Source organism: Holospora undulata HU1 (assembly GCF_000388175.3).
GTDB classification, from domain to species: domain Bacteria; phylum Pseudomonadota; class Alphaproteobacteria; order Holosporales; family Holosporaceae; genus Holospora; species Holospora undulata_A.
Genome location: NZ_ARPM03000127.1, coordinates 2,913 through 14,103 on the forward strand (window position 1 = coordinate 2,913; position 11,191 = coordinate 14,103).

Sequence of the window (11,191 nt, forward strand, 5' to 3'; positions counted from 1 at the left end):
GATTGTGAGCTCACCTTTGCTAAGAGCTCTGCAGGTAGCAGGTATCATTGCCCAGCACATAAAAGCTCCTATCATCGAAATCACTGAATTACAAGAGGCATGCTGGGGCGAAAAAGAAGGCCAGCTCAAAGGCAACGGTTTATGGATCAATGGTTGGCGGAACGGAGAAGATATCAAAGGAGCGGAAGGATACGCTGACTTTTCATCAAGAATTACGCGAGGACTAGAAAAGGCATTACAACACAAAGGCCCTGTTTTGATTGTATCTCATGGGGGCGTTTATTGGGTTGTGCAAGAAATTTTAGGCCTTTCAATTATTGATCTTGGTAATGCAGAGCCCGTTTTTCATCAGCCGCCTGAACATCCAAGTCATCCATGGGGTATTTATCCTTTATCTGAGGAGAGAAATTTGTATGATTATGAATAATCCAAAAATTCAACCAAGGATTGATTTAAGTCGTTGTAAAACAGGAAAAGTTAATTATTTATTAGTAAAAATTGACTATTGTTAATAATTAGAGTATAATAGGAAATAATTTTTTTATGAAACATTTTTTTCAAATAATAACTATTGTCATTACACTTTTTGGCAACAGCGCATATGCATCAGATTCTATGAAACAGTTCCAAGATAATTTAAAAAAAATCACCAATGAGTAAACAGCGAGCGTGACGGTGGCAATTGTTCGTGGTGGTAAGGTTTTCAAAACTTCATCCAAGCAAGCGAACGATGATAGCCAATTTTACATAGGTTCAGCGTCTAAACATATGACGGCGTATATGATGCTTGTCACCCTGAATGAGAAATATCCAGGGGTGCCGCTCAAGAAGTTGCTAAAGTAAAAATTAAATGCTTTATTTCCCGACTCTGCTTTGGCTGGGAGCCATAGGCAAGGATTGGATATCTGAGGTCAGTTTACTTGATTTACTACCCCACAGATCTGGGCTTAGCGATTATTTGGATAGTTACGGCGATGGACTGACTGTGCCGGAAAGCTTAAACAAACCAATCAATGCAGTTGAATTGCTTCAATCCATTCCGTTTGATGCAAGCAAAAAGCATCTCTATTCAAACTCAAATTATTTGCTAGTTGGGGAACTAATTGAAGAAACAAACGGAGATACTTTGGATCATATATTTGATCGATTCATAAAATTGCCTGCTGGCATGACTTCATCCTTTTGTCCAGTTTCTAAAAATTATTTTGCTCTAAAATCATCCACTTGCTGCAAGAATCTTACGCCTAAATTTCTTTTTAAGTGTTTGAAAAGTTGAGGTTTTCTTTTTTGAAGTGCGCGGGGAGCAAAATTTCAAAGAAGAAAACAAGAAAAATTTAAAATTTTTTTCAGGTGAATTGGTAGTGCGTTTTAACAAAAAATTTTGGTTAGGTAGTGTTAGGAAAAAATGCTGAATATTAAAGAACGTTTTATACACCTGGGTAGTGAAGATCATCAAGACATGCACAAATAGATGCAGAAAATTAAGCTAAAAGTTAATTAAATAGTTGTGTGCAGCGTAATAAGATCGAAGTTTTTTAGAAGCAAAGAGTGAGCAATATTCTTAACAAGAAAAATACAGCGAACAGATAGTAGTGATTTTTTTCTATTAAATAATTTATTAAATTTTCTGCAAAAAAAAAGATTGTAAAGAGTATAGAAAGGAACTTGAGTAAATTCATTAAGCTTTGGGGGGGGTTAGAATCCATTTTTGAGGGCGGCGAGTCCAGAAATACTATTCAAACGAAGGTAAAGTTTTCTCTGAAAATTTCGATACTAGTAAGGAAAGATCTGAACAACAAATTTTGAGATATGGATAACTTTTCCTTTCTCAATCACTCCTATTTCAGCTCTAAGCATGTGAAGCTTCTTCTTTCTCTGAGTAACTCACCTTACGCAAAATTTTTAACCAAAGATAGCGTGATTAATTTTCAAAGTTTTATTAACGTGAAGTGCCGTAAAAATACGCAGTGTTCCCTCCAGAATTTCAAGTAATCATGTATTTGCAAGGGGGGGCGAAATTTTGCAAACCAATAGAGGTGTGGAGCGTTATTTTGTTCAATGAAAAACGTTTTATCTTTTCCCTGAAAGAGGCGGGGTCTTGGAATAATTTTATTAAAACCTGCCCAATGATCTGCGCAATAAAATAGAATTTTCTATTTTTTTAATCGTTCAAAAAGTCGCTTGAATGTTTGACTCAAGCGATCACCAAATTCCCAATCGATAATCCGTTTTCCAGCATGATCCTAGACTTTAGAAATCCAAGCTTTAAAAATCCAAATTTTTTGCTTCTTTTTTTTAAATAATGCCAAAACTCATCTATTTCCTTGACAATATCTTTGTCTTCTTTGGATGGTTCAATTTTGGCGCATATCCTTGATCCTAAGGTGCCCACCCACTTCAAAATAGAGATCGCGCTAACACGAAAACGCTAAGCACTTCGGTTCGTTGAAAGGCCGCTTGATTATAAAGCGAGGGGGTTCAGCTTGTCTTTTTCGGGCACACCTCGTGAAATTTTTTCCATATTTTTTATATTTTTACCTCTGCCCCCCTTGAACAAAACCTCTTTTAAAGCAATCCGAACATTCACAAAATGTTACATACAATCATTTTTAGAGACTTTTAAAAGACTTCCTTTTACCAATTCTAATAAAAAGTATCTTTAGTTAAAAGTTTCAAAATTTTACGGTACCCTAATAATATTTTTTTAATTTTATTTTCATCAGATTTCAAAAACTAATATTTCATTTGAAATTATTAATTTTTTAATTGGACTTTTTTAAAAACAAGATCTGTAGTTTTTTATGAATTTAAGCTAGAAAATCATGTATTTTTTTTTTTGAAAAAATGACATAATGTGGAATGTTCTTCATTAATATTTGGATTTTGTATCCCGCGTGCTGGGCTTATTTTTTCAGGGTAACTAAAGTAACGCTATTGGGAATTCCCGTAGTTGGAGGAATGTTAAGTTATTCCAATACAGCTTTTGCTCTTTTTTCTCTACATCCTTCCGTACGGTATTGTCCCCATGTTCAAGATTGGAAGGCGTACCAAGATAGTCCTTTTCTAGTAGAACTTCAAGAAGGATCCTATGATGAAAAATCTCGTGTTTTAATAGTGTCCGGTCCTTGTACACTTCGTCAAGGGCATGTTAAGTTGGAGTGCTCTTATCTGCTTTATGACCAATCAAAAAATGAAATTTTTGTCCAGAACGGACAACTAAAGGATAGCGCTGGAGACAGAATTTTTTTTGATAAAGGAACATTAAAAAGTACGCTATCTGCAGGAACGTTGCACAATGTTCGTATGTTAACTTATCTTAGAGAGCGCATAACTGCCAGAAAAATTATTAAATTTTCTGAAGAAAAAATAAGAGCAGAGCGAATTTCTTACACACCTTGTCACGCTTGCAAAGATCGATTATCAGAAGAGCCATTGTGGTCTTTGCATAGTACAATTGTAGAACAAGATCAGAAAAATTCTCAAACAGAATATACGGATACGACTTTAAAACTGAAAGGTATTCCTTTTATTCAGGTTCCTTATTTTTATTTACCTACCCGTCCACGCAGTGGGATGTTGGCTCCCTATGTGGGGGGGAACGTAGGTGCTGGATTCTACACTGGGCTTCCCTATTATTATCGGATGAGTGCACAACAAGATTTGAAAGTCACTCCGTTTTACATGCAAAGCGGTGGAGGAATGATAGCATCAGATTACAGAAAACGGTTTTATCAAGGAGCGGTTCAAATTAGTGGAGCTGCCAATCTTGCTCCCAAACAACAAACCGTCGATCATCAAGGGTTTCGTGGCTACGGAGCTTTGGATTTAGATTCGCACTTTTCTCCTCACTGGCGTTTCTTTATGCACGAATATATCGTTTCAGATCGAACATTTTTTACTACGCGCCCCTTTTTTGGATTCACCAGCGCCCCTTATCTTGAATCTAAAAGTGGATTTGAAGGATTTTATCCAAAGCATTGGTTTTCTTTTCGGACTTTGCGTTATCAAGACCTTTCCCCCGATGATACAACAGAAGGATCTTGCGCAGTAACGCCAGAACTAAAATACTGTTATCGAAGCGGAATGTTTAGTAAAAAAATTACCGCGGATATAGAGGTAGGTACAGTATCTTTGTATAACAAAGAAGGTACGCAAATGCAGCGTGCTACTATGGATTCGGCTTTAGAAGTGCACCATTTGACCAATAGAGGCATTCAGATTCATGGATCTGTACGCTTGGGACAAGCCCTATACAGTGCACAAATTTGCCCTTTAAGTGTTTTACATCAGCCTTCCCCGTATACCTCCTTTGCGATGCTTTATATTCAACCTGAAAAAGTTTCTCCTCTTCTTGGTTTGCCTAGAATAAATACCCATTACTATCGTATTTTTCCAGAGGCAGAGGTTACATTTCGATATCCTGTCATGATGGGGTGTAGATGGATCATTACTCCAGAACTTCAGACAGTGGCAGCACCTGGAAAAATTAATTCTTGGCGCATTCCTAATCAAGATAGTCAAAACGTTCAATTTCACGACAGTAATTTGTTGGCCCATAATAGATTTACAGGGTTAGATCGTGTTGATGATGGAAGTAGAGTTAATTACGCATTAAATGTTCAATATCAGTTAAATTGTACTCAAAATATAGAAGCGTACATAGGTCAGCGGTGGTCAGGTACCCCTCCCGCTTTAGAGCTTATTCCAGTTGGGATCCGAAAAGGATTTTCTGATGTGGTGGGAAGAGTATCTTGGAATAGTTCTTGGGCAAAATTGTTGTACCGATTTCGTGTACACACTCCAAAATTAGACTCTCAAACACATATGCTGGGGGGAAGCATAGGATCTAAAATTCTGGAATGTTCTGGAAACTACATATTTATTTCAGCTCCTCCTTTAGCAATCAACCCTTTATATCGAACACTAGCGCATCAAATCACTATACAGGCAAAAACAAATCTCTTTACTCGAAATTGGCACCTTCGCGCATTTGTTACTCAGAATTTAAAAAAAAATAGAACTTATGAGTTAAGTGAAAATATCCCTCACTCTAATCGCCCTTTAAACCAAGGCGTTGGGGTTGGGTATGAAAATGAATGTTTTTTATTTGATTTTTTTCTTCAGTACAGTCGCTATAGAATGGCAGAAGATTTACGTCCAGGAATTTCTTTTGGCATCAGTATCAATTTAAAACAGCTTGGAAAAATTCAAACGAGCAAGCAACTTTTTTCTCGTAAACCTGATAAGCGACAAAGTGAAATTCCTTCTTTTCCTTCTAATTGTGGAGTAGAGACATTTTTTCCAACATAATAAATTAAAAAATCCTATTTTTCTTTTTTTAATTTTTTAGCGATCTTAAATACAACAAATTGGTAGCACAAAATAAATTGGTAGCACAAAATTTTATAATCTCTAAATTCTGAAATTAACAATTTCAACTGTAGTAATTTAGGTTAAATTGGGTGTGATTTTTTTGTTACAACAAAAGGAAAATGACAAAGAGCTACACCAACGATTTAAGACAAAGAGGAATAGAATATTTAGATGAGGGGGGGGGCGGATATATTGAAGCATCGCACCTATTTAAAATAAGTGTATCAGCGATAGGCAGGTGGCATAGAAAATGCAGACAAGAAAGCGGTTATTTTCCTAAGAGGCGTGGTGGCTCAGAAAAAAATATTAACTTAGAAAAGCTCGAAGAAAACGTCAAAGAAAACCAAGATATGACCTTGAAAAAAGCTGCTAAATTGGGGTACACTCAGTTACTGGTTAAAAAGATTAGGCTATAGCTTAAAAAAAATATTTTTCGTGCGTGGAAGCAAACAAATAAAATCGAAGTTAGTATAAATAATCGATCAAAAATATAGCATACAAGTATTGTATATATTGATGAAAGCGGCATTGATATGGCTATGTGCAAAGACAAAAATTGGGGCAGAAAAAGTGAAAAATTGGCTGGCAAAAAGAGTGGAAAATATGATCAAAGAACAAATAGCATTGCCGGTTTGGTTAATAACACGCCGATAGCACCAATGGGGATTAACGGAGCTTGCGACACAGTATTATTCCAAGTTTGGGTAGAATTTCTGATTAAGGAACTAAAGCCTGGTCAAGGTGTTATTATGCCTCTTTTCATAAATCCAAGAGAAGTCAAGAATTAATAGAATCTGTAAAATGCGGTATAATTTTTCTACCTCCTTACTCTTGTGATTTGAATCCAATAAAAAAATTCTGGGCTAATATGAAGAGGTGGACAATATACTAAATTTTAACGCCCTATTTGACTCTATTTCGTGGTTCTTTAACATATCTAATTCAACCTAAGTTACTATAGATTTGATCCTAAGGTACGCCCCCACTTTAAAACAGCGGTCGCGCTGACACCAAAACGCTGAGAAATTCGATCCATTGAAAGGCCGCTTGCGTATAAAACGAGGGCTTTGAGCTTGTCTTTCTCAGGTACACCTCGTGAAAAATTTTCCACATCTTTTACATTTGTACCGCTGAACTCCTCGAACAAAACCGCTTTTAAAGCAATCTTAACATTCACAAATTTTATATACAATCATTTTTAGAGACTTTTAAAAGTCATCCTTTACAAATTCTAACAAAAAATATCTTTAGTTAAAAGCTTTATTCTTTTTGTTTTTTTACTTTATTTTATTATTCAATGAAAAAATCTCACCGAATATAATTCTATACGGTGAGGTTATCCTAAAAATTTATATTTATCAAAAAATAGTTACTGAACTTTTGGACACTCTTCGAATTTAAACCCAGAAACTGATTTTCCATGCATTTCTGCATACATTAAACGCAAATTTATTAATGTTCCATTTGAACATCTTGCTTTTGAAAAATTTTCTGGATCCAAGGAAATTCCACTTCCATCATCAAAAATTTCTAATAATCTTAGGCACATTTGATCAGGGTGATATCGTTTAGCACTTTGTTGGCTTGTAGTAAAGACTTCATCTCTGTAAGAATACATGTCTTTAAAAAATAGTTCTAAATCTTTTTTTATATCTTTACAAAAATTATCCTTATTCTCATAGTGACTTGAAAATTTTATAGGATTTTCTGTAACATTTTCGTTATAAAAAACTAATTTTAAAAGATCTGTTGCCAAGGCTTCGTATCCATTGTTAAGCAGTCCTCCATCCATTTTATTTTCATTAAATTGATTAGAAAAAGGGCGTGCCCGCTTTTCAAAAAGTTCAACGACTGAGGATTGATCATACCCGTACGCCTTAAAAAGATCGTATCCTGATGGTCCCCAGTCCAAGGCACCGCAAAATTCTCTAAGTAAAAGATTTCCTTTTTGACGCTTTTGATTTCCTAATTTATTGAGAAGAGAAGCAAAACAGGAAGAAGAACGAGGAGCATCAATTTTACGCTTAAAATATCCATCTAATACTTTAATTAAGCAAATTTTTAATTCTTCTTTAACGTATCCTTCAAGAGTTTTTAAATTCAGTAGTTCATAGTCTCTGGTGGATATTCTATCTGTGCCTAGATAAACCCTATTATGCACTATATCTAAATAATCCATCCCAGAAATCACGCTGTTTGTGTGCAAAAAGCTATGTTCTTCAGCTTCAGGATGTAAAATTTTTACTAAATTAATAAAAAAAGTTCTTGCCTGTTCGAAATCCTCTTCTTTTTGACGGTTATGTTTATAATCTAAAACACACCAATCGTAAAAACTTTTTTTCTCTACAAAAAACATTACAGACTCTGGACCAAATTTAAAATTTTTCTCAAAGTCTTCTTCAAAGTCAGGCGTGCTTATTACACTATTTGATACAAGAGTTGCAAATTTTTTTGCATAGTCCGATCCTTTTTCTTTTTGTACAAATCTAAAAATCCTTTCTGCAAATCCATCTTTTTCAGCAGAAGAAAGAACTTCTAAAACAAGTTTTTTTATTTTTTCTTGAGGAGACAACTCTATGCTAGTTTTTTTTGGTAAAGGAGCCGTGTCTATATCGTCTAACAGCTTTTCTGAAACTATTAACCTTTCTAATATTGCCCATTGAAGTAGAGAAGGAAAGTTATAAAGATTTTTTAATACTTCTTCTTTTTTATAATATTTAAAAAGTTCATCCAAAAAGAACGAAAAATGCGACTCTTCTAATCTGATTACTTCTAAGTAGTGTAAATGTTTAAAAAGGTATTTACTCCGTTCTTCTAAATCTTCTGGTGGGGAAATATCGTGTTCTTTAAAAAAATTAAACAAAGAAATAATATGTCCAAAACTTAACTTAGTGTAATCTAATGAATCTATAACGCGTTTAAATGTACCTGAAGGAATGCTTTTACATTTATCATCATCGTAAATATTGGACATAAGCTCTTCGAATCTTGAAATATTTTTAAAATCACTCATTCTTGTTAACAAATATTCAAAATTCAAAGAGACGTTTTGTTTAAAATTAAAAAAATTGGGCGCAATTCGAGAAAAATCCGCATCATTCAATTTTTTAATTCTTTCAACAAAGCTTTCAAGTACCTCCGAAGAAATTTTTTGTCCAGATTTCCAAAACCTCTCAACTACCGTACTAAAGTCAGAACTTCTTTTTAACGAATTAATTCTATCGACAAAACATTCAAAAATTTTTTTAGGAAATTTACTTTGAGACTCACAAAATGCAGTCATAACCCTTACAAAAAAAAAGTCATTCTTTAAGTTGTTGATTTTATTAAAATTAAAATTTTCTAAAATAGATGAAGGAATAGCGTTCCAAGAATTGCATAGTTTACATATAATCTGAGCAAAACTGTAAGGATCTTTTATCGCATTGACAGCTTTGACAATGTCTTCAAAAACACTTAGAGAAATCGTTTGATCTGAGTTAAAAATCGCATCTGAAACATCCAAAACAGAAGACTCTTCTGTCAATGTACTGATTCTTCTTAGATTCAATCTTTCTAATATATTTGAAGGAACTATTTGATCAGAATTGAACACTTGACACAAAATTTTAGAAAAATTTTGATCGTCTAATTTATTGATTCTTTCAAAATCGAGATTTTCAAAAATTTCTAAAGGAATTTTTTTTCCAAACAAAAAAATTGCAGCAGTAGCTTTTGAAAAAACAGAATCTTCTTTTAATGAGTAAACCCTTTCAAATCCTATAGAATTAAATATTTCTTTATTAAATGTTCTACAAAATTTAAGGTATAGTTCAATAATATTAGAAAAATTTTCATCATTCATTGCTTTTATTCGTGATATAATACCTTCAAATTTTTTTGAACGGTCCAAAGAAACTTGTGTTCCAAAAGATACGCTTTCAATTTTTGATAGCAAAACAGTCCAAGTTGAAGAAGAGTCATCTGGAATCTCATCTAACCAATTTGTAACAAGTTCAAAAAATTGGTCTCTTCTAGGAGCGCAGATAGAGCCAGAGCGATAGGTCGACTGAAAAAGTTCATGAAAAATTCTTTCAGAAAAAAAAGAGTCATTAAAAAAATATTGATGAAAAAAAATCTGAACTTCTGGCATATGTTTTGCTTTGCTTGTTAACATAGCTAAAATTGCAAAAATTTTATCAAGACTAATCCTGTAGACCGGTAATTTTAATTCCTCAATAACAAATTTTACATGTTCTTTATCTTCCCAACTTCCACAAAATAAAGACCGTTCATACTGAGATTCAGGGGCGGCAGGGGTAGAAAAAACACTGCCACTTAGTAATACAAAAAATAGAAAAAAACTTAATTTCATAAAAAAATTAATGCTAATAATACAACTAACAGTGAATTCTTCAATAATTTCTTTAGTTTGTCAAGAAAAAATCATGAAGACACCTTTTCTGAAATAAGTATGATGTATTTTGTAGCATTTCTGTTCCTCTCCTTGCTTTTTGTACTTTAAAGAGTGCGCTTTTTGATTGTAAATTTTTGTGAAAAATAAGCATCAATAAAACTATTCTTGTTTTTGTTAATGAATTTTTAGAAAAATTGTTTCATAGTGCGCATTTTATTTATTTTTGTTAGCTGGAGTTAACAATGTACTGTCAGAATATTTTTTTAGAAGCCTAAGTAATTAAACATTATACTTTTTGTTGTAAATGAAAGTGCGTGCTTTTTATTCTTTTTAAATTTTCATACATAATTTAAGTGTTTTTTATCAGACTAGCAATACTTGTAATTTTTTCTAAAATATTTATTTAAAGAAAAAAAGGGTAGAGGATAATGTATAGCAAAAACATGATAAAAAGAATATGACTATGGAGCTGGATAGAGTTATAATTATGTAATAAATCGTACAATTAAATTTATGACATATTCTATTTGTTTTGAACGATATACCATTTTGGAAAAAGTCTAAATTATCAATGATGTAATTGAACTATGATTTATAGCAAAAACATGATAAAAAGAATATAAAAATGATAAAAAGAATATAAAAATGAATCTGGATAAAGTTATAACTATGTAATAAATTATATAATTAAATTTATGACATATTCATTAGATTTTCGAAAAAAAGTATTAAAAACAAAGCGCGGTTTATCATTTCAAAAAGTAGCCGCTAGATTTTGCATATCTAAATCAGCAATAGTGAGATAGAATAAAAATCTTGAAGCATTCAACAAAAGGAATAAATCATGGACAAAATTAGATAAAGAGAAATTATACAGAAGAATTTCCATACAGGTGCTATGATAGGGCCAAGAGGTTAGAAGTCAGCGCTTCTGGTATCAGATATGCAAAACAGCGTTTAGGAGAGACATATAAAAAAACTCTCAATCCTTTGATCCAGAGAGAAGGTCTAGATTTTGCCAAAAAATTGAACAGCTAGAAAAAGCAGGAAAAACAATTAATTATATAGATGGAAGTGGTTTTGCTCATGATATGCCAAGAACGTATGGGCGCTCTGATAAAGGTAAGCGGTGTTATGGCTCTCATCACTGAGGGGGAATAAATCCCATACGCGCTTTAATTAGCAAATACAATTGCAATTGGGTTCATATCTGGCTTACAGGGGATTACATCTTGGGTGCTACCAAACCTTCCAAAGGAAAGCGGCAGTGTTATGGATAATGCCATTTTCCATAAAGGGAAAGCAGTGCAAAATATGCTAGAAGATGCCATAGTTTGCTTTATTTTCCTCATTATTCCCCTGATCTCAATCCTATTGAGAAAAAATGGCCCCAAGCCAAACATGTAAGAAGAACATTAACTT

Annotated in this window: 12 protein-coding genes; 7 read left to right on the plus strand and 5 right to left on the minus strand. The window is 33.3% G+C overall.

The window, feature by feature from the left end:
* Together K737_RS03095 and K737_RS03100 are read left to right on the plus strand one after the other, a co-directional pair.
* Positions 1 to 427: histidine phosphatase family protein (locus tag K737_RS03095; RefSeq protein ID WP_200863597.1), on the plus strand; the 427-nt coding region annotated here is incomplete at its 5' end.
* A 423-nt stretch (positions 428 to 850) separates the two neighbouring features.
* Complete coding sequence (locus tag K737_RS03100; RefSeq protein ID WP_006288746.1) at positions 851 to 1,276, plus strand: serine hydrolase; 426 nt, start codon at positions 851 to 853, stop codon at positions 1,274 to 1,276.
* Positions 1,277 to 2,194: 918 nt separating this feature from the next.
* Here the strand turns inward: K737_RS03100 and K737_RS10015 are convergent.
* Both K737_RS10015 and K737_RS09420 read right to left on the minus strand, forming a co-directional pair.
* Positions 2,195 to 2,401: a hypothetical protein gene (locus K737_RS10015; RefSeq protein ID WP_023491467.1), complete on the minus strand. Its 207-nt coding sequence runs from the start codon at positions 2,399 to 2,401 to the stop codon at positions 2,195 to 2,197.
* A 60-nt stretch (positions 2,402 to 2,461) separates the two neighbouring features.
* Positions 2,462 to 2,587 carry a hypothetical protein gene (locus tag K737_RS09420; RefSeq protein ID WP_023491468.1) on the minus strand — a complete coding sequence of 42 codons (126 nt, stop codon included), beginning with the start codon at positions 2,585 to 2,587 and terminating at the stop codon, positions 2,462 to 2,464.
* A 272-nt stretch (positions 2,588 to 2,859) separates the two neighbouring features.
* Here K737_RS09420 and K737_RS03110 point away from each other — a divergent pair, with 272 nt between their 5' ends.
* The 4 genes from K737_RS03110 to K737_RS11965 all read left to right on the plus strand — a co-directional run bounded on the left by K737_RS03110 (position 2,860) and on the right by K737_RS11965 (position 6,265).
* Positions 2,860 to 5,310: an LPS-assembly protein LptD gene (locus K737_RS03110; protein WP_006288659.1), complete on the plus strand. Its 2,451-nt coding sequence runs from the start codon at positions 2,860 to 2,862 to the stop codon at positions 5,308 to 5,310.
* Between the two features lie 182 nt (positions 5,311 to 5,492).
* A complete protein-coding gene (locus K737_RS03115; RefSeq protein ID WP_006288657.1) occupies positions 5,493 to 5,789 on the plus strand; it encodes an IS630 transposase-related protein in 297 nt (98 codons plus the stop codon).
* 123 nt (positions 5,790 to 5,912) lie between these two features.
* Complete coding sequence (locus tag K737_RS10020; RefSeq protein ID WP_200863598.1) at positions 5,913 to 6,161, plus strand: hypothetical protein; 249 nt, start codon at positions 5,913 to 5,915, stop codon at positions 6,159 to 6,161.
* Positions 6,162 to 6,184: 23 nt separating this feature from the next.
* Positions 6,185 to 6,265, plus strand: a complete 81-nt coding sequence (locus tag K737_RS11965; protein WP_407636448.1) for a transposase — start codon at positions 6,185 to 6,187, stop codon at positions 6,263 to 6,265.
* 63 nt (positions 6,266 to 6,328) lie between these two features.
* On the opposite strand, the gene K737_RS03125 is transcribed toward K737_RS11965, so the two are convergent.
* The 3 genes from K737_RS03125 to K737_RS10025 form a co-directional block, all read right to left on the minus strand.
* A complete protein-coding gene (locus tag K737_RS03125) occupies positions 6,329 to 6,550 on the minus strand; it encodes a helix-turn-helix domain-containing protein (protein ID WP_006288654.1) in 222 nt (73 codons plus the stop codon).
* Between the two features lie 192 nt (positions 6,551 to 6,742).
* Positions 6,743 to 9,727, minus strand: coding sequence for a hypothetical protein (locus tag K737_RS03130; RefSeq protein ID WP_006288652.1), 2,985 nt, complete (start codon positions 9,725 to 9,727; stop codon positions 6,743 to 6,745).
* 1,217 nt (positions 9,728 to 10,944) lie between these two features.
* On the minus strand, positions 10,945 to 11,121 hold the full coding sequence (locus K737_RS10025; RefSeq protein WP_161630423.1) for a hypothetical protein: 177 nt from the start codon (positions 11,119 to 11,121) through the stop codon (positions 10,945 to 10,947).
* Between K737_RS10025 and K737_RS11970 the strand changes: the two genes are divergently transcribed.
* The coding region (locus K737_RS11970) for a transposase (protein WP_200863599.1) at positions 11,104 to 11,191 on the plus strand (88 nt) is incomplete at its 3' end. The genes K737_RS10025 and K737_RS11970 overlap by 18 nt on opposite strands.

Coding starts and splice junctions, on each gene's coding strand:
- K737_RS03100 (WP_006288746.1), top strand. CDS start 851: ATGCTTTATTTCCCGACTCTGCTTTGGCTGGGAGCCATAGGCAAGGAT.
- K737_RS03110 (WP_006288659.1), top strand. CDS start 2,860: ATGTTCTTCATTAATATTTGGATTTTGTATCCCGCGTGCTGGGCTTAT.
- K737_RS03115 (WP_006288657.1), top strand. CDS start 5,493: ATGACAAAGAGCTACACCAACGATTTAAGACAAAGAGGAATAGAATAT.
- K737_RS10020 (WP_200863598.1), top strand. CDS start 5,913: ATGTGCAAAGACAAAAATTGGGGCAGAAAAAGTGAAAAATTGGCTGGC.
- K737_RS03130 (WP_006288652.1), bottom strand. CDS start 9,727: ATGAAATTAAGTTTTTTTCTATTTTTTGTATTACTAAGTGGCAGTGTT.
- K737_RS10025 (WP_161630423.1), bottom strand. CDS start 11,121: ATGAGGAAAATAAAGCAAACTATGGCATCTTCTAGCATATTTTGCACT.